This window comes from Pseudoalteromonas sp. PS5 (genome assembly GCF_004103255.1).
Classification (GTDB): domain Bacteria; phylum Pseudomonadota; class Gammaproteobacteria; order Enterobacterales; family Alteromonadaceae; genus Pseudoalteromonas; species Pseudoalteromonas peptidolytica.
This window is the reverse complement of record NZ_RCSQ01000056.1, coordinates 98,674-118,146: the sequence shown is the minus strand read 5'-3', so window position 1 is coordinate 118,146 and position 19,473 is coordinate 98,674. Positions and strand designations below refer to the sequence as shown.

Here is a 19,473-nt window from a genome sequence, read left to right as displayed (position 1 = left end):
ATAGACCACTTAATTAAGAAAGTTGGTATAATTTTAACTGGTTGTTCTACACTTAGCTGGTATTAATGCAATCACGAGGCTACTTATGTCAACTAGCTATTCACCATGTGGTCATGAACTTACTGTACAGCTCTTGGCACAAAAAAGTGAGTCGCAACTGGCACAAGCGTTGGCGCGTATTGTCGCCGATGCCTGTGAAACAAATTATGCTTTTTACTTTAGTAGAAGTCTCAGTGCAAATGAAATACCTAAACCTCTGTTTGTAAGCCATCGCGATGTCTGCCTTAGCATCGACTCAACAACCTCAGTGCTGAACAAAACCAATCAAATAGAGGGAGATAAACACCTTATTCAACATGGCGGTGATAGTATCATACCGCTTTGGCATCGCACCGAATTAGTCGGTTTTTTGTATGTTAAAGGTCAACTTAACTTTACCTTGGCGACTCTATTAAAGCACCTACTCAACGTCTTTATTCATCAAATGGCAACGTTACATTTTGCTCGAATCGACCCACTTTCACAATTATTAAACCGCCAAACCTTTGATGAGAAAGTAATTGAGATAACCAATGGAGAAGGTTTTACGGTCTGCCGAGAAGCCAATGATGAGCGCAAGTGGTACTTAGCCATGATCGATATTGATCATTTCAAACAAGTTAATGACAACTTTGGCCATGTTATTGGCGACGAAGTTATTTTGTTAGTAGCACAAATTATTAAGGCGAATTTCAGAACCGAGGATTATACCTTTCGTTACGGCGGTGAGGAGTTTTCGATACTCTTTCAAAGCTTTGATGATGATGCTGCGCTTATAGCACTAGAAAGGCTCAGAGAGCATATTGCCACCAGCCGCTTCCCGCAGGTCGAACACGTCTCCGTGAGTATTGGCTTTACAGAAGTAGTTGACACACTGCAAGTGTCAGAGCAAGTACACAAAGCCGATCAAGCGCTTTATTACTCTAAAGACAATGGTCGTAATCGAGTGACTAACTACCTCTCATTAGGATTATCTGAGTCACACTACGAATGTGCAGAAATCGAGTTGTTTTAACTCGTATTATATATAGCGTTCAAAGAATATGCTAAACTCCCCTGCCTAATTTATACCAATTATCTTAATTAACCTGAGCTGCGGATAATTAATGCCTTTCTAGCAGCCAGTTTTAGCGCTAATTGGTATTATTGGTACTACTTTAAGCAACAGGTTTGGGAAAAGTTATGCAATTTGTGAGATGGTTTTTAGGACGTCTAATTTTACTTTTTGATTTTATTTTTACCCCACGCAGTAAAAAGCGTGCCGCAGAGCAGCAGCAAAAGCTAGATGCAATGACAGCAAATTTAAAGCTATATCAGTTTAAAGCTTGCCCATTTTGTGTCAAAGTCCGCCGTGCAGCCAAGCGTGAAGGGCTGAAGCTAGAAACTCGAGATGCTAAAAACGATGAACAGTACCGCCAAGAGTTACTTGAGCAAGGCGGAAAAATTAAAGTACCTTGTTTACGTATTGAAGAGCAAAACAAAGTCACATGGTTATACGAGTCTAATGACATTGTTGCCTACTTAGAAAAGCTGGAAAAAGCAGCTTAAATTGCGCACCTCGCTTTGCGCCAATCGGGCGCTATGCTAGCATAGCCCCATCAATCGACTAATCCATTTTAAGAGAATTTTGATGACTATCCGTACTCGTGTCGCACCCTCTCCTACGGGTGATCCGCATTTAGGAACGGCTTATATTGCCTTATTCAACTATTGTTTTGCCAAGCAACAAGGCGGCGAATTTGTACTACGTATTGAAGATACCGATCAGGTGCGCAGTACTGTTGAGTCTGAGCAAGCTATCATGGACAGCCTGCGCTGGTTAGGACTTGACTGGGATCATGGTCCGGATGTCGGTGGCGAGTTTGGCCCATATCGTCAATCAGAACGTTCTGAATTATATAAAAAGTTTGCCCATCAACTCGTTGATGAAGGCAAAGCATTCTATTGTTTTGCAACGGCTGAAGAATTAGATGAGATGCGTGAAGCGCAGATGGCAGAGGGGTTACGCCCTAAATATGACGGCCGTGGTTTACGCCTATCTGAAGAAGAAGTAAAGGCAAATCTAGAAGCGGGCAAACCGTACGTTATTCGTATGAAGATCCCAGAAGAAGGTACCTTCAAGTTTAACGATTACCTACGCGGCGAAATAGAGATCCCTTGGGAAAACGTAGACATGCAAGTATTGTTGAAAGCTGATGGCTTCCCAACTTACTTCCTTGCTAACGTAGTCGATGACCACCACATGGAAATAAGCCATATCTTCCGTGGAGAGGAATGGATTAACTCAGCACCTAAGCTATTAAAGCTATACGAAGATTTCGGCTGGCAAGCACCAGTACTTGGTCACCTACCGCTACTGCGTAACCCTGATAAGTCAAAATTATCAAAGCGTAAAAACCCAACTTCAATTAACTACTATAAAGAAATGGGTTTCTTGCCAGAAGCACTGCTTAACTATTTAGGCCGTATGGGTTGGTCAATGCCTGATGAGCGTGAAAAGTTTACCCTAGCTGAGATGATTGAGCACTTTGACATGAAGCGTGTGTCACTTGGTGGACCTATTTTTGATATTGATAAGCTAAACTGGTTAAATGGACTTTGGATCCGTGAAAATTTAACTGATGCCGAGCTGATCCAGCGTTTTGTTGATTGGAAGTTCAATGGCGATATGTTAGCCCGAGTACTACCTGAAGCCAAAGCGCGTATTAACACCTTATCTGACTTAGTTGGCCTAGCTGGTCACTTTGTTGGCGGTATACCTGAGTACGACCCAGCATTATTAACAACGGGTAAAGCGGACGAGGAAGTCGTTCGTCAGGCACTTCAATTCTTTATTTGGGAACTGGAAAAGCTGCGTACTTGGAATAAGTCTGAGATTTTCGCTATTGCAAAATCAGTGGCTACACATCATGAGCTTAAGATAAAAGAGTTCTTAGAGCCTATTTTTGTTGCTATTACAGGCAAAACATCATCAACCTCAGTAGTTGATGCAATGGAAGTGTTAGGCTCTGACCTTTCTCGTGCGCGCTTAAGAGTAGCGCTTGAGCATGTTGGTGTTTCTAAAAAGCAAGCTAAAAAGCTTGAAAAAGCATATCGAGAATATCCATCGATTGCGTAGTGCAATATTGCATAAAAAAAGCCGCTCATGTAGCGGCTTTTTCTTTGCTTCGACTTAAACAGCTGAGTTTACGCTCAGGAAAGGCAGTACTTTTACTATTGTTCGCTGTCTGGGTTTGCGCTTTCTTCAGTTAAATCAGCACTACTTTTCTCTAAATCGTAACTGTCAACACGCTGTAAGCCTCGCGGTAGCTTGTTGCCTCGTCGTCCGCGCTCACCATAGTAATGTTCTAAGTCGCTCGGTTTAAGGGTCAACTTTCGTTTACCTGCATGTAGGGTAACGGAAACCCCCTCTGGTACCACTGCAAGCACCTTGACGAACTCTTCTCGGCTTTGCACTTTGGCACTTGGAATAGAGATGATCTTATTTCCTTTACCTTTACCAAGCTTGGGTAAGTCACGCAGTGGGAATAGCAGCATACGACCTTCACTTGAGATAGCCATACACCTATCTGTGGCAACATCAAATACCTCTATAGGTGCAATCAAGTGTGCGCCTTTCGGTACGCTTACAAATGCTTTACCATTTTTATTTTTACTGACCATATCAGCAAAGTCGCTGATAAAGCCGTAGCCACCATCGGTAGCCATTAAATATGTAGACTTCTCCTCACCCATAACGACATGCTCAAAGTTGCACCCGGGCGCAGGATTAAAGCGGCCCGTCATCGGTTCACCTTGGCTTCTAGCCGATGGCAAGCTATGTGCATCCGTCGCAAAAGCGCGGCCAGAGGTATCTAAAAATACCGCAGGCTGGTTGCTTTTACCTTTAGCGGAGGCCTTATAACTATCTCCTGAGCGGTAGTTTAGGCCTTCAGCATCAATATCATGGCCTTTAGCAACCCGTGCCCAACCTTTTTCAGACAGTACCACAGTGACCGCTTCTGATGGGATTAAATCTTTTTCACTCAGCGCTTTGGCTTCGCCTCGTTCAACGACTGGAGAGCGTCTGTCATCACCATAGAGCTCAGCGGCTTCTTGGATCTCCTTTTTCATCAGGGTTGACATGCGGCGCTCAGAACCTAAGGTTTTTTCCAGCCCATCACGCTCTTTTTCTAGCTCATCTTGCTCGCCACGGATCTTCATTTCTTCCAGCTTTGCAAGGTGGCGGAGTTTTAGGTCTAATATCGCTTCCGCTTGTTTATCTGAGAGGCCAAAACGTGAAATCAACTCTTCTTTCGGCTTGTCTTCATTACGAATGATTTCGATGACCTCATCGATATTCAAAAACGCAATCATCAAGCCTTCAAGAATATGCAAACGAGCCAGTACTTTGTCTAGGCGATACTGTAAGCGTCTGCGCACCGTTTCACGGCGGAATATTAACCACTCAGATAAGATCTGACGTAAATCTTTGACCTGTGGACGACCATCCAAACCAATCATATTCAGATTTACACGGTAGTTCTTTTCAAGATCTGTGGTGGCAAATAAATGCGCCATTAATGGCTCAACCTTAACCCGATTAGAACGCGGCACGATAACAATACGCGTCGGATTTTCATGATCTGACTCGTCACGCAAGTCAGCTACCATCGGCAGCTTTTTGGCTGTCATCTGGGCAGCGATTTGCTCTAATACCTTGGCACCTGAGCACTGGTGTGGTAAAGCTGTGATCACCACTTCGCCTTGCTCTTCAGTGTACACAGCGCGCATTTTGATTGAGCCACGCCCCGTAGTGTATAGCTTCTTGATCTCTTCTTGCGGGGTAATAATTTCAGCGTCGGTTGGATAATCAGGCGCTTTCACTATTTCTAGAATTTCTTCTAGCTCAGTTTTTGGCTTATCCAATAATAAGCAACAGGCCTGTGCTACTTCACGCACATTGTGTGGTGGAATATCGGTTGCCATACCAACCGCAATACCTGTAACACCATTTAGTAAAATGTGAGGTAACCGAGCAGGTAATACTTTTGGCTCATCCAAGGTGCCATCAAAGTTAGCCGTCCAATCTACTGTCCCTTGTCCTAATTCTTTTAGTAACACTTCAGAGAACTTAGACAAGCGCGCTTCGGTATAACGCATTGCGGCAAAAGACTTAGGATCGTCCGCAGCCCCCCAGTTACCTTGACCATCCACGAGCGGATAGCGGTATGAGAAAGGCTGTGCCATAAGTACCATTGCCTCATAACAAGCACTATCACCGTGTGGGTGATACTTACCGAGTACGTCACCAACAGTACGAGCTGACTTTTTATATTTAGCTTGGGCAGATAAACCCAACTCACTCATCGCATACACAATACGACGCTGTACAGGTTTTAGGCCATCACCAATATGCGGTAACGCCCTATCCATGATCACATACATGGAGTAATTCAAATAGGCGTCTTCAGTAAAACGTCCCATTGCAAGTTGTTCAATGCCTTGTAATGACAAAGCTTGAGGATCTGTCATGTTACACCTTACTTGTTGTTGTAGCTGATGCGGTAAATTGCATTGGCGTAATCATCGGAAACGAGTAGGCTACCATCGCTAAGTTCAGCTACGGCAGCAGGTCGGCCATAGGTTGTTTCGTTTTCCATAAAACCACTAAGGAAAGGTTGATAACCGGTAATTTGGTCATTTTCTATTGTCGCAAGCATCACCCGATAACCTACTTTTTTGCTGCGATTCCATGAGCCGTGTTCAGCAACAAACAACTGGTTTTTCATTGCTTTTGGAAATTGCTCACCACGATAGAAATGAATGCCCAGCGGTGCAACATGCGCTTGCAACGCCAGTGCAGGCATCGTGTAGTCAGTCACGGACTTACCTTTGCCAAATTCAGGGTCAAGCACGCTACCGCCGTGTACATAAGGAAAGCCAAAGTGCTGACCAATTTCATCCGCGCGGTTGATTTCACAAGGTGGAATATCATCTCCCATCATGTCTCGGCCGTTGTCGCTGAACCACAACTTTCCTGTCACGGGGTGGTAGTCGAACCCCACCGTATTACGCACGCCTTTAGCAACCGTCGAAAACGCTTTCGTCTCTAGGTTTAATGAGAAGATACGACCAAATTTAGGGTCTTCAGCACAAATATTACAAGGTACACCAACAGGGATGATTAACTCCCCCTCTGGCGATACCGTGAGATACTTCCAGCCATGATGGCGCTTATCAGGTAAATCATCAAATACCACGTCCTTTACTGGGGCTTTGAGATTTTTTGCAATTTGCTTGAAACGTATAATACGCTCCACTTCGGCAACGTATAAATCACCGTCTTTTAATACGATACCAGAGGGCATATTAAGCCCCTCTGCCACTAGGATTTTTTTGTCAGCAATACCATCACGATTATTGTCGATAAGCGCATGAACTTTACCAGCTTTGCGCGACCCGACATAAACGGTGCCGTCTTTACCTACAGCCATTTGCCTTGCATTTTCAACATCTTTGGTAAAATAGCTGACTTTATAACCGTCTGGCACCACTAGGCGTGATAGAATGTCACTTGCAAGTGCTTGTGAACTGAGCAAAACTGCGGCAAATGCACTCGTTATTGTGGTCAGTTTATATTGTTTTTTCATCTTAAACCTCTGCCTTATCTCCGTGCTGCTCAAGCCATACCTTGCGGTCGCTAGAGCGTTTTTTTGCTAACAGCATGTCCATCATTTCGAGCGTCTGCTCTGGCTCATCTAATGTCAGCTGCACCAAACGTCTAGTATTCGGATCCATGGTAGTTTCGCGTAGTTGCATTGGGTTCATTTCACCTAACCCCTTGAAGCGCTGCACGTTAACTTTACCGCGTTTCTTTTCGGCCTCGATGCGGTCTAAAATGCCCTTTTTCTCGTCTTCATCTAGGGCGTAATAAACTTCTTTACCAACATCAATACGAAACAGCGGCGGCATGGCAACAAATACATGGCCCTTGCGAACAAGCTCGGGGAAATGTTTTACAAATAAGGCACACAATAAAGTGGCGATGTGAAGTCCATCAGAGTCAGCATCCGCAAGAATACATACTTTGCCGTAGCGAAGACCAGATAAATCCTCAGAATCTGGGTCGATGCCTAATGCCACAGAAATATCATGCACTTCTTGTGACGCTAAGATCTGACCCGACTCGACTTCCCAAGTATTCAAGATTTTACCGCGTAGTGGCATGATTGCTTGAAATTCACGGTCTCTCGCTTGTTTTGCCGAGCCACCTGCTGAGTCCCCTTCCACTAAGAAGATTTCAGAGCGCTCTGTTTCACTGCCTGAGCAGTCGGTTAATTTACCGGGTAAGGCTGGACCTGAAGTGACTTTTTTACGAACGACTTTCTTTGCTGCACGCAAACGCTTTTGAGCATTACTTATACACAGCTCAGCCAGTAGCTCCGCGGTTTCTGTATGCTCATTTAGCCAGAGGCTGAAAGCATCTTTGACGATACCTGACACAAAAGTGGCACAGGAGCGCGAAGACAGCTTTTCTTTCGTTTGACCGGCAAACTGCGGATCTTGCATTTTTACCGATAAAACATAACTACAGCGATCCCACACATCATCAGGTGTCAGTTTAACACCACGCGGGATCAAGTTTCTAAATTCGCAAAACTCACGCATGGCTTCAAGCAAGCCTTGGCGCAAGCCATTTACATGCGTTCCACCTTGCGCGGTAGGGATTAAGTTTACGTAGCTCTCAGCTATAGACTCGCCACCTTCCGGTAGCCAATGAAGCGCCCAATCGACGCCTTCAGTAGAACCGCTAAAGCTCCCAGTAAAAGGAGACTTTGGTAACACTTCGTACCCTTCGGCACTGTCTTTTAGATAATCTTCTAACCCAGCTTCGTAATGCCACTCTTGTGTCTCTTTCGTTTGTTTATTCACAAAACGAATGCGCAGCCCTGGGCATAATACGGCCTTGGCTTTGAGTAAATGGTTCAGTTTGGTAAGTGAAAAGTTGGCAGAATCAAAATAGCTGGGGTCAGGCCAAAAGTGCACTGAGGTTCCAGTATTGCGTTTACCGACGCTGCCTGTAACCCTCAAGTCTTCTACCTTATCGCCATTTTCAAATGCCATTTCATAGACTTGAGCATCGCGCTTAACGGTAATTTCAACCCGAGTCGATAACGCATTCACCACCGAGATACCAACGCCATGAAGACCGCCTGAAAATTGATAGTTTTTATTGGAAAACTTACCACCGGCATGTAACTTGGTTAATATCAACTCAACCCCAGGTACTCCCTCTTCAGGGTGAATATCAACGGGCATTCCTCGGCCATCATCAATGACCTCGAACGAGTTATCTTCATGTAGGATCACATCTATTTTAGTGGCATGCCCAGCTAAGGCTTCATCGACACTGTTATCAATAACCTCTTGACCTAAATGATTTGGTCTTGTGGTATCGGTATACATGCCGGGGCGACGTTTAACTGGCTCTAAGCCATTGAGTACCTCAATAGCTTCGGCATTATAGTTTTGCTGACTCATAGGCTAGTTCTGGTTATCTTTTTATCCGCTAGTATATGCACAACATGACGATTTACGCAGATATTTGTGCACAGATTTCAATTTGTGATAGTTAAAAATTTGGCGATGGTAGTAAAATAGCGTGAAAACTCGACAAAGCTATGATCCCCACCAAACTCTATAATTTGACGACAATGACTATAATAGCGTACCGCTTCTTCAAAAGGCAGCACCTCATCACCTGTTTGTTGCAATAATAGCAAGTTTTCTGGATTACTAAGCTTTGGTGTGTATATTGTTTTTAACGCTTCAACATGCTCGTACAGTAACTCATAATGACAATCCTGATATGGGTTGTATTGTGGCCCAAGGTAGTCGTTAAGTAATAAAAAAGGCCTAACAGCAGGGTTTATCACCACAGCTTTGCAGCCTTTTAGCTGTGAAAAGTAGGTGGCATAGTATCCACCCAGTGAACTACCTAATAACACAGTATCAGAATCAATGATGCTATCCAACTGTGCGAGTGCAACTCGAGGATCGAAATGCAGCCTAGGGGTTATATAACGCTCTGGCTTTCCACGCATATACACACCAAACTCCGTTGCCTTAAAGGATAGCTCTGAGCTGTTAAAGCCATGAATGTAGACTACCTGTCGAGCCATTTGACCTCTGTATTTATACCGTTGTTATTAAAGGTTATTAGACGATATGCAGGCCCTAAATCACACTGCTGCCACTCTTTAGTATGCTTTACAAACTGAATTGAAGTTGCAGGCGTGGCATAAATAGGTAATGTACGAAATGTTTGTTGATACTCATGGTGTACATGACCGTGAAACAGTCCTATGACCTGCTTGGTATCCACTAACGTGTTGAGCAGTTCAGGTCCATTTTCAAGCATGTGTTTATCTAAATATCCATCAATGGGCTTAGGGTGATGATGTGTAAACACAATCGTTTGTCGTGTTATATGACGTTTTAGCGCGTTGAGATGCGCCCTTTCACACCACCCTGCCGGTGTTTCGCCTTTTGAATTTACCAACAGTATTTCACCAAACGGGGCTGTGATCCTCTTGTGGGGAAAAATCTTCCCAGTACTAATTTGCTCAAGTAAGGCGATGTCATCATGATTCCCTGGCACCCACAATACTGGGCAATGCAGCTCACTGTTAGTGACCAAACGGGCGAAAGCTTGATACGACTCAGTCGTATGGTCTTGAGTTAAGTCGCCGCCAAATATGACTACATCGCAATGCTCTTGTGCCATCGCAGCCAATGTTTGTTGTAGATTGGCTGCAGTATTCACACCAAAATACTCACCCGAATCGTCAGCAAATAAATGACTATCGCTGAAGTGTCCAATCCTAATTTGCTGCTTGTTGATTGTTAATGCAGACTCAAACCATGCCATTATTCACATCCCAGTTTAGTTCTACTCGGCCTTTTTCTAAGCACACCATTAACCAATCAGCCAAAAAAGCATTAACTTGATACTTTTCGTCCTTCTGATGCATATCAGGGTTTGGGTAGCCATAAGAGGGTTTGATCCGGCGATGATAATTACGATGGATAACTTCAGCGACTTTCGCATCGTGATATAAACGCACAGACAAAGAGAAATGTGGTAAATGCTCACTCACCACCGTAACTTGTTCAATTAGAATGTCTGTGGTGTACTTACTTACCCCTTCTATTGTCAGGCTGTAGCGAGCAGAGGCCAGATCAATAATACGACACTCCCCGGGCGTTTCCTCAGGCAGCAATTTAAGCATCCGTAAATAATTACGCTCACACAGAGTAATGTAGCGAGGCAGAGATTGAATATACTGCTTTGAACTGAGCACCTGTGACAAAAATACAACTCCTATCCTGCTTGCATAATTCGCGCTTTATTTAGTGCCAACCATTGTAGACTAATAACAGTCGCAGCGTTATCGATTTCCTCATTATCCAATCGAGCTAAGGCGTCTTCAAAGGGGATAACATGTACTTTAATATCCTCATGTTCTGTATCGAGGCCAAAAATTCCACCTGCGTCAGTCAAGTCGGTAAGCGCCAGATATAAATACAATCGCTCCGTTGTGCCACCTGGGCTGGATAAGTAAGAACGCATATAAATCATTTCACTAAGGTCAAGACCTGCCTCTTCTTTTGCTTCTTTTCGCGCTACAGCTTCATAATCTTGACTTCCTTCTGCCATGCCCGCTATACATTCCAGTAACCACGGTGTGTTTTTAGATGCCAAGGCACCTATTCGAATTTGCTCAATAAGTAGCACTCTATCTGTTACTGGATCATAAGGTAATACAGCAACGGCATGTCCTCGCTCAAGTATCTCTCGGGTAACGGTTGGTGAGACTCCACCGGCAAATAAAGCATGACTAAATTGGTATTTGTGAATGGTAAAGAAGCCATCAAAGACTGTTTCCATTGACGAAACAGTGACATCGGCTTTATTAAACTGACTCAAAGATTTCATAAAATAATCCTGTTATTTTTCACGGCAACGGTTTAAAAGCTAACCAATCGCCCTTATATTAGCTTCATACTCTAAAAAGTAAACGAAGTCGTTTACCTTTAACTTTTTCCACTTTACAATACCCCGAAGGTATTAATATATTCTGTTACACTTGTTGGCGATGTTTTACGCATTAAGTCTTTAATTGGGCTGTAAAAACAGGGTAACATGCTGACAGTATAAAAATTGTCTAAGGACTGAGCGAAAAATGAAAAAAACTCTACTATCGTTGGTTGTTGGGTTGTCGTGCGCACTTTCAAGCAGCCTGTCCCACGCGGAAGACCTACTGCAAGTATACGACATTGCAACGGCTAATGATCCCACTGTATTAAAAGCAAAAGCACAAGCGGACTCACAGAAGTATGCCCAAGATCAAGCCTTAGGGGTGTTGTTACCTCAACTTGGTTTTAGAATGAGCTACTCAGACAGCAACTCTGAGGGTGCACCTAATAGTCAAAACGATGCCACAGATTATACGTTAGTAGAATCAGACAGTGATACATTTAGCCGTTCGATTACACTAAATCAAACCATTTTTGATATGGCTTCGTGGCAGAGCTTATCTATCGCTGAAAAACGTGCAATGCAAGCTACGACTCAGTATGAGCGTGAAAAGCAATCTCTGATTGTTCGTATCGCTGAAGGTTACTTTAATGTGCTTAGTGCGTTAGACAGCCTAGAGTTTGTACAAGCTGAAAAGCGTGCGATTGAACGCCAACTTGAGCAAACAAAACAGCGCTACGAAGTGGGCTTAACGGCAATTACTGACGTACATGAAGCACGTGCTCAGTTTGACCGTGCAGTTGCCGACGAGATAATCGCGAGTAATGCAGTGGAAACTGCTCGAGAGACACTGCGTACCATTACGGGTAAGTACCATGCTAAGTTGGATAAGCTTAATACCGAAACGTTTTCAACTGTAAAGCCAACGCAAGATACTTCTGATTTTATTGAAATTGCAAAAGGTAAAAACCTAGACTTACAAGTTGCTAAATCTGCGGTTGAGATTGCAAAAGATCAGATTGACCTTGCAAATGCAGGCCATTATCCAACGCTAAATTTGAGCGCAACATACAGCGACTCATTAGCTGATTCAACGGGTAGACAGCATGCTCCTCGTGGTGATGAAACCACTGTAGGGCTAACGCTTGATGTACCAATTTACTCTGGCGGTCGTACAGTAGCCGCGACAGATCAGGCTCGTGCTAATTTTGTAGCAAGTAGTGAAGATATGGAAGCTGCAATGCGCAATATGACACGCTCTGTCATCACTTCATATAACCAAGTGGCTTCTGATGTTGCAACTTATCGTGCACTAGAGCAAGCGGTAGTCTCTGCAGAAAGTGCATTACAAGCTACTGAAGCAGGATTTGATGTAGGTACTCGTACCATTGTTGATGTATTAGTAAGCACACAAAACCTGTATAACGCCAAACGCAATTTAGCGGATATTCGCTATCGCTATGTGTTGTCTTCGCTTCGTTTAAAACAAGCTTCAGGGACATTGTCTCGTGCTGATCTTGAAGCAATTAACCAAGGTTTGATCGAAGGCTAAGTACTTCAATTATTACCTCTGAAAAGGCCAGCTACGCTGGCTTTTTGTATTTTTACAGCAATATCGATAAACTAGCTGCTTCAATTAAGTCTTAGGTATATTACTTTGGTTACGCATTCACCTTTTAAATGGTCATTTCTAGCACCTAAATTTTGGCTAACTTGGCTGGGTGTCTTTGTTCTTTATCTCATTTCTTGGTTACCACAACGCTGGCAGTTTGTCATTGGCAAAGGGCTTGGCCGCCTGATCCACAAATATATGAAACGACGCCGCCACATTGCTGATGTGAACTTAAAGCTATGTTTTCCGCATCTTACTGAAGCTGAGCATCACGCCATGCTGCTACAAAATATGGAGAACACAGCCATAGCAACGCTTGAAACCGGCATGGCTTGGTGGTGGCCTACATGGCGTGTAAACCGAGTTGTTGGCTCAATCAAAGGAGTAGAGCACATTGAGGCTGTTCAGCAACAAGGTAAAGGCGTGCTCATGCTGGTGCCACATATGCTGCATTTAGAAATGGTTAGTCGAGTTCTAGGTACCAAAATACAAGGGGTTGGATTTTATCGTCCCCATAACAATCCGCTTATGGAGTTTTTCATGACTCGTGGTCGACTGCGCTCTAACGAATACCTAGTCACCAAACGAGACGTAAAAGGGCTCCTAAAAACTTTGGCAAGTAAGCGTGTGTGTTATTACCTACCGGATCAGGATTATGGCCGCAAGCGCTGTGAGTTTGCACCGTTCTTTGCAGTACCTGATGCAGCTACTACTACTGGTACTTTGTTATTTTCTGCTAGTAAAAATGCTGAGACTTTAAGCTTACACTGTACGAGGGACAACAAAGGGATGTATCATCTAGAAATACAACCTGTTTTGGAAGCGTTTCCAAGCGGTGATAACCTTGCTGATGTCACCCGTGTTAACGAGAGAATGGAACAAGCAATCAATTGCGCACCAGATCAATACATGTGGGTACATCGACGCTTTAAAACGCGTCCAGATGAGAAAGCACCTTCGCTATACTAGCAGCTCGGAGTAGTTTTTTATGGCAAAAAAAAGAAGAAAAAGCAATGTATCCGCAATTTGGTTTTGGACCAAGCACCTTTCTTTGGGTGTGCTACTGATATGGGCTGCCTACTATTTTCTTTTTGGCGCATCAAAGAATTTAAATTTTAAAGAAACCACAAATGTTGCCGCCCAAGGGTTATCACAATTTTACGAAAGCTTCAGAAATAGAATGAGTGATCGCGATACCGATCGCGAAAAGTACGTGATTACATTAGGCAAGCCAACCTACCCGTTAGATGATGCCCTCGCCCAAAGAGCATTGGCAGTAAAACCTTCAAACTCGAAGTGGACAGGCGAAAAACAACCAAGACGCTTCGACACCGGAGATACATTAAAAGATGTGCTGTCAAAACAAGCAAAGGAAGAAGGTGTAGAGCTGTTTTGGTACCTTGAACGAGATTATGTGGTGAAGTATAACTTCCGCCTTGATACTGACTTTGTCACCGCGTTATATCAGGTAGGCACGGCGATTAACGATGACTTCGAATTTCAAGTATATACTTTCTTCTGTCCACGGGAGCGTGCTGCGGTGATCACTCAAAACCCACCGCTGTACGTACGTGAAAATTGTCGCAAGTTGGCCGGTTAGCCTAATAAGCGCTGCCAAACTTGTGTAACCTGTTGAGCGTACTGTGTAAATTCGCTACGCTCAACCGCCCTACCGAGCTGATTCAAACTGTTAAAGTGGTACCTATCTCTAAATAGGCAATACGCTGAAACCAGTGTTTCCATCTCAAGTTTTTCTATCATAGCAACAGCTCCTGCTTGCTCTAAAATACGGATGTTATCCGTATACTTACACAGTTGAGGATAGGTATGACTATATTGGAGCACTATGTATTGACTCATAAACTCAATATCTGTCATGCCGCCAACGCCTTGCTTTAGGTCAAACCGTTGCTCGTTGTCTTGATTTAGGTGCTGGCGCATTTTTTCACGCATTTTACACACATCATCGACTAATTTAGTGCTATCGCGCTTTTGCGTCAGGATCCCATGGCGAATTTCAGTAAAACGTGTTTGCATTGTTTCTTCACCGAGTACCATACGTGCCCTCACTAAAGCCTGATGCTCCCAAGTCCAAGCTTGCTCAAGTTGATACTGATAAAAGCTCTCAAGGTTAATCGCCAGTAAACCTGAATTTCCTTCTGGGCGCAGACGGGTATCAAGTTCATATAACATACCCGATAGCGTCTTGGTATTGAACAAGTGCATAAGACGCTGTGCCAACTTCATGTAAAATTGTCTCGATGAAATCGACTTTTCACCTTGCGTGTAGCTTTCACCATCTCGATTGTGTACAAAGACTAAATCTAAATCTGAGTTATAACCTAATTCATAGCCACCGGCCTTACCGTAGGCTATGACAGCAAAGCCTTTTTCTGTAATCGTAGCACCCTGTGGCGCACCATAGCGAGCCACCATATGCCCCCAAGCAATGTCTACCGCTTTTGCAATAATCGCTTCGGTTAAGGCTGTAAGGTGGTCACTCACCTTCATTATGTCGAGCACTCCTGTGGCATCTGCTGCTGCGATCTTAAGCTGATGAGTTTGCTTAAACTGGCGCAGCGCTTCCATTTGTGTTTCTACATCTTGCTCGTCAATACGTAAAAAGAGTTGCTGGATCTCGCTGTGATAAGCACTTAATGGCAGTGGTTTATATAGACTTTGTGGGTCTATTAGCTCATCGAGTAAGATGGGGTATTTGGCAATATGCTCTGCAATCCAGGCACTGTGACAACAAAGTTTAATTAGCTGTGTTAACGCACCATGATTTTCATATAGCAGCTCTAGATAAGCGGTTCGAGAAACAATTTTATTAATAACACTGAATACACGTGCCAAAGCAGGTTCGATGTTCTGTTTACTCAATTCACGTAATAGCGCAGGGATCAACTTATCTAGAATATCTCTGCCTCGGGTACCGGCTTGTTTTTTACTTAGCCCGGATTTAAATGCTTCCAGATCAGCCTGCCACTGTGGAAAACAAGGTGTCGCATTACACTCACCAAGCTGCATAATTTCCGCACTTTGCCAAGCATAAACTGCGCTGTCATCATCTTCTACCGCCTCTTCAGGCGGCTCACCAATAACTTGATTGAACTCAGTTCGAACCTCTTCCATTATTCGCTGAAGTGTTTGTTCGACCTGAGTATAATCCTGACACTGCAATAAGTAGCTAAGGCGCAAACAAGCAAGTGCATCATCGGGTAAAGTTTGAGTCTGTTTGTCATCGAATGCTTGTAAGTATTGTTCAACTTTTCGAAGTGACAGGTAATGATTGTAGAGCGTGTTCTTAACCTCTTTAGGTACTATATCTAGCGCTTCTAGTTGTGCAAGCGCAGTTAACAACGACGGCGTTTGTAATGGTGTTTCACGTCCACCTCGAATAAGCTGCAATGCTTGTACGATAAACTCCACTTCGCGGATACCACCAGCACCAAGCTTAATGTTATTTGTTAAGCCTTTGCGTCTAACTTCTTGGGCTATCATCTGTTTCATTTTGCGCAAAGAGTCAATTACTGAAAAGTCAATATAACGGCGATAAACAAAAGGCCTTATCAAATCATAAAACTCTTGCCAATACGCTGATGGCTCACCAATGGGACGCGCTTTTAACATGGCGTAGCGCTCCCACTCACGACCTTGATCTTGATAGTAGTCTTCCATTGCCGCATAACTCATCACCAGCGGGCCGCTATCGCCAAAAGGTCTCAACCGCATGTCAACTCTGAACACTTGGCCATCCACAGTCACTTGGTTTAGTGCTGCAATTAACTTTTGAGCCACACGAGTGTAAAACACCTGTGCTTCGATGCTACGCCTCCCTCCTGTAGTCGAAATACTTCGAGGGTAAGCAAAAATAAGATCAATGTCAGACGAGAAATTCAGCTCTTTACCACCTAACTTGCCCATGCCCAATACTGTCATTGGAAGTGGATTATCAGCTTCATCCTTTGGAGAACCTGACTGTACTTCACAAGATGAGTACGCCCATTGGTAGGCATTGGCTATCAAGGTGTCTGACAGGGCTGAAATATAGCCAATACTGTCACCAATTGGGTTATCTGCTACCAAATCCAGCCACATCACCTTCAACCAATACTTCAACCGGTAATGACGTAATTGTGCAAAGGCTTGTTGCTCATCAGGCAGTGGGGCAGAAAAGTCAAACACCGCTGGGCAATCGCGTCTTTTCATCTGTGCATCATCAAGAAGCCATGCGCCCCATTCGGGAAATCGCGACAAGATACGAAATGCAAAGTCACTCAAAGCGAGCAAACGAGCCAGTTTGGGCTGCACCGTTTTATCGCCAAAAACAATTTTAAAACGTTCAAGCGCAAGCGCATTTAATGCCTGTTGTGAAAACAATTCCGACATAAAAACTCCACGGTTAGCTGGCTCTCTTTGTGAGCAGTGTTATAGTAACTCTATCTAAAACACAACCTTACACCGAGTATGAGTTATTTGTCTTTACACAATATCAATTTTTTGGCGATTTTAATTTGCTTTGTTATCGTCTGTGCACTCACTATTTTGTTACGTTTAATGATCCAACGCATTGCCAATAACCTACTTGAAGAAGAGCTAGCCCAACGTGACAACTTTGCTCTTGGGATCAGTTATGCAAGTCAAATAACCATGTTGTGTATTTGTGTCGCCTATTTATTCAATGACCTAGGTGTGGTGAGAGCGCAAACATATCCACTGCAAGTCGGACTCCACATCAGCTTAGTTGTCGCGTTTATATATTTTGGGCAATGGATCCATCGCAAGTGGATTTTATATCAATTCAATGAAGAAGAAGCGATTTTAAAACAGAATATCTGCGCCGCGATGGTTGACTCGGGTATGTTACTTGGCAATACGATTTTGGTGCTGGGCTTGTATCACTGGGTGCATCCGAAAGGCTGGAGTGATTTGCTTGTGGTAGCACTTGGCTTTTTACTGCTACAGCTTTTATTTACGTTAGACAGTAAAGTAAGAGAAAGTCGCTTTGCTAAACTCAATCAGGGCGCGTCCTTGCAGCAAAACTTTAATCTGCGAAACACCTCGATTGGGATCCGCTATGCAGGGAAAACCATTGGCCTAGCTTTGGCCATTTATGCTGGGCTTCATAGTGCACCCTACCATGGTGCTAAAGTCGTCGAAAACTTATTCTCTGTCGTTATTCATTGCGGTGTGATGTGGATATTTCTGTATCTGGGCAGTCATGTCCTTTTGCATCTATCCTTGCCAAAGGTCAACATTGGCCTTGAAGTCGATCACCAAGACAATGTCGGGATCGCCTGTTTAGAGTTTGCGGTTTTTTGTTCTATGGGCTATTTACTTATTAACTTGTTTTCGGTGTAACATGGCCTTGTATGAATGCACAAAGTGACGGATTTTTGCTAGTTGATAGCAACTGGGACTTTAGCCTAGAACTCGTCGCGCATATACAAAGTTTACATGAGGGTCTTGCCAGCAACATTATCATTGCTGGCGATAACACCAAACAGATGCTCAAAATGATGTTTAATGAACAGATTAAAGACTACTGCTATTGTGACTTTGATAATGAAATCAGCGTCTCTGAACTCGCGACGTATCTGCATCGCCACCATAATATTAGTGCAGTGTTGCTATACTCGCTTGACTACCACCTTGCAAGCGAAGAACAACGATTTATTTTTGACTCCCTTCACCCGCACCGATTTTTAATTGAGCAGTCACCACAAGGCTTTACCTTAAATATGCTTCGGGCTTCTACCACATTAAATCACTTATCATGCCACCCCAACATTGTAAGCTTACCAGCTCCGGATTTAATTCTTGCTAAGCTCACAGGCTTGTTATGCTCAAAGGAAAAAGTACTGGACAACCCTGTTGTAGATCAATGATAGCTATTACGTGCAAATATTCTAAGTGCCAGACTCAAATTGAGATATAAACAAGCGCTGATATAGACTAACGAAGCACAAGCGCTTACCATTGCCAAAAACAGCCACTCAATTTTCAATTATGCGTATTCCACATATTTATCAAGATTCACCGCTCGAAATTGGTATTCCTGTAACCTTAGATGATGATGCTGCTGGCCATATCGGCCGCGTTTTAAGAATGACGACCAAGGACAAAGTAAGCTTATTCAATGGTCAAGGTGGAGAGTATCTGTGTCATTTGAGCGAAGTGAGTAAAAAGAAAGTTATTGCTGTCCCTGAAACATTTCAAGACAATAATGTAGAGTCTCCGCTTGCCATACACCTTGGTCAAGGCATTTCCCGAGGTGATAAAATGGACTTTACTATTCAAAAGTCAGTTGAGCTTGGTGTCAGTGAAATAACCCCCTTATTCACAACCCGCTGCGGTGTAAAATTAAGTGCAGAACGCCTAGCTAAAAAGCATCAGCAATGGCAAAAAATCGCCATCGCAGCAGCAGAGCAGTCGGGACGCAACACCATCACAGTGATCCACCCTCCAATAGAGCTGTCACAGTGGTTAAAACAACATAGTGATGAGCTAAAAGTTACCCTGCACCCACGTGCTGAGCACTCTATTAAAACGCTACCTTACACTCAATCTGGGATACGTTTTTTAGTCGGCCCAGAAGGTGGCTTTACTGATGAAGAACTGGTAGCCACCGCAGAGCAAGGCTTTGTTGATGTACGTTTGGGCCCTCGCGTGCTAAGAACAGAAACCGCGGCCTTAACAGTACTAAGCGCACTGCAACTACAATTTGGTGATTTGGCTCTTTAAATACACAGAGTAACCCCCATATCATGGTTACATTCAGCAAGTTCAATGGAAG

Annotated in this window: 17 protein-coding genes; 9 read left to right on the top strand and 8 right to left on the bottom strand. The window is 43.7% G+C overall.

The annotated features are described in order from the left end of the window. The first annotated feature begins 85 nt into the window (after positions 1 to 85). The 3 genes from D9603_RS08205 (at position 86) to gltX (ending at position 3,157) form a co-directional block, all read left to right on the top strand. Positions 86 to 1,054, top strand: a complete 969-nt coding sequence (locus D9603_RS08205; RefSeq protein ID WP_128730926.1) for a GGDEF domain-containing protein — start codon at positions 86 to 88, stop codon at positions 1,052 to 1,054. A 167-nt stretch (positions 1,055 to 1,221) separates the two neighbouring features. Further along, on the top strand, positions 1,222 to 1,587 hold the full coding sequence (locus D9603_RS08200) for a glutathione S-transferase N-terminal domain-containing protein (RefSeq protein WP_125250523.1): 366 nt from the start codon (positions 1,222 to 1,224) through the stop codon (positions 1,585 to 1,587). Between the two features lie 82 nt (positions 1,588 to 1,669). Beyond that, positions 1,670 to 3,157 (top strand): glutamate--tRNA ligase, encoded by a 1,488-nt coding sequence (gltX, locus tag D9603_RS08195; protein ID WP_128730925.1) that lies wholly within the window; start codon positions 1,670 to 1,672, stop codon positions 3,155 to 3,157. 95 nt (positions 3,158 to 3,252) lie between these two features. Here gltX and parC read toward each other — a convergent pair whose 3' ends face one another. The 7 genes from parC to D9603_RS08160 form a co-directional block, all read right to left on the bottom strand. Further along, entirely contained in the window at positions 3,253 to 5,553 is a 2,301-nt protein-coding gene (parC, locus tag D9603_RS08190) for a DNA topoisomerase IV subunit A (RefSeq protein WP_125250525.1), read from the bottom strand. A gap of 8 nt (positions 5,554 to 5,561) precedes the next feature. Next, positions 5,562 to 6,671 (bottom strand): PQQ-dependent sugar dehydrogenase, encoded by a 1,110-nt coding sequence (locus D9603_RS08185; RefSeq protein WP_128730924.1) that lies wholly within the window; start codon positions 6,669 to 6,671, stop codon positions 5,562 to 5,564. A 1-nt stretch (position 6,672) separates the two neighbouring features. Further along, entirely contained in the window at positions 6,673 to 8,562 is a 1,890-nt protein-coding gene (parE, locus tag D9603_RS08180; protein WP_125250527.1) for a DNA topoisomerase IV subunit B, read from the bottom strand. A gap of 77 nt (positions 8,563 to 8,639) precedes the next feature. Next, complete coding sequence (locus D9603_RS08175; RefSeq protein WP_125250528.1) at positions 8,640 to 9,203, bottom strand: YqiA/YcfP family alpha/beta fold hydrolase; 564 nt, start codon at positions 9,201 to 9,203, stop codon at positions 8,640 to 8,642. Beyond that, positions 9,188 to 9,952 carry a metallophosphoesterase gene (locus tag D9603_RS08170; protein ID WP_128730923.1) on the bottom strand — a complete coding sequence of 255 codons (765 nt, stop codon included), beginning with the start codon at positions 9,950 to 9,952 and terminating at the stop codon, positions 9,188 to 9,190. Before D9603_RS08170 ends, D9603_RS08175 begins: the two co-directional genes overlap by 16 nt. Next, complete coding sequence (locus D9603_RS08165) at positions 9,939 to 10,394, bottom strand: DUF1249 domain-containing protein (RefSeq protein ID WP_128730922.1); 456 nt, start codon at positions 10,392 to 10,394, stop codon at positions 9,939 to 9,941. Before D9603_RS08165 ends, D9603_RS08170 begins: the two co-directional genes overlap by 14 nt. An 11-nt stretch (positions 10,395 to 10,405) precedes the next feature. Continuing rightward, entirely contained in the window at positions 10,406 to 11,020 is a 615-nt protein-coding gene (locus D9603_RS08160; protein WP_128730921.1) for an NUDIX domain-containing protein, read from the bottom strand. Between the two features lie 247 nt (positions 11,021 to 11,267). Between D9603_RS08160 and tolC the strand changes: the two genes are divergently transcribed. The 3 genes from tolC (at position 11,268) to D9603_RS08145 (ending at position 14,274) form a co-directional block, all read left to right on the top strand. Next, positions 11,268 to 12,614 (top strand): outer membrane channel protein TolC, encoded by a 1,347-nt coding sequence (tolC, locus tag D9603_RS08155; protein WP_128730920.1) that lies wholly within the window; start codon positions 11,268 to 11,270, stop codon positions 12,612 to 12,614. A 105-nt stretch (positions 12,615 to 12,719) separates the two neighbouring features. Then, positions 12,720 to 13,643, top strand: a complete 924-nt coding sequence (gene lpxL, locus D9603_RS08150) for an LpxL/LpxP family Kdo(2)-lipid IV(A) lauroyl/palmitoleoyl acyltransferase (RefSeq protein WP_128730919.1) — start codon at positions 12,720 to 12,722, stop codon at positions 13,641 to 13,643. Between the two features lie 19 nt (positions 13,644 to 13,662). Continuing rightward, positions 13,663 to 14,274 (top strand): TcpQ domain-containing protein, encoded by a 612-nt coding sequence (locus tag D9603_RS08145; RefSeq protein WP_125250534.1) that lies wholly within the window; start codon positions 13,663 to 13,665, stop codon positions 14,272 to 14,274. On the opposite strand, the gene glnE is transcribed toward D9603_RS08145, so the two are convergent. Next, positions 14,271 to 17,066, bottom strand: a complete 2,796-nt coding sequence (gene glnE / locus D9603_RS08140) for a bifunctional [glutamate--ammonia ligase]-adenylyl-L-tyrosine phosphorylase/[glutamate--ammonia-ligase] adenylyltransferase (protein ID WP_128730918.1) — start codon at positions 17,064 to 17,066, stop codon at positions 14,271 to 14,273. The two genes, D9603_RS08145 and glnE, sit on opposite strands and share 4 nt — an antisense overlap. Positions 17,067 to 17,144: 78 nt before the next feature. Between glnE and D9603_RS08135 the strand changes: the two genes are divergently transcribed. From D9603_RS08135 to rsmE, 3 genes are all read left to right on the top strand, one after another. Further along, positions 17,145 to 18,038: a hypothetical protein gene (locus tag D9603_RS08135; protein WP_128730917.1), complete on the top strand. Its 894-nt coding sequence runs from the start codon at positions 17,145 to 17,147 to the stop codon at positions 18,036 to 18,038. Between the two features lie 11 nt (positions 18,039 to 18,049). After that, complete coding sequence (locus D9603_RS08130; RefSeq protein ID WP_128730916.1) at positions 18,050 to 18,565, top strand: hypothetical protein; 516 nt, start codon at positions 18,050 to 18,052, stop codon at positions 18,563 to 18,565. A gap of 121 nt (positions 18,566 to 18,686) precedes the next feature. Continuing rightward, positions 18,687 to 19,421 (top strand): 16S rRNA (uracil(1498)-N(3))-methyltransferase, encoded by a 735-nt coding sequence (rsmE, locus tag D9603_RS08125; protein WP_128730929.1) that lies wholly within the window; start codon positions 18,687 to 18,689, stop codon positions 19,419 to 19,421. Positions 19,422 to 19,473 lie beyond the last annotated feature (52 nt).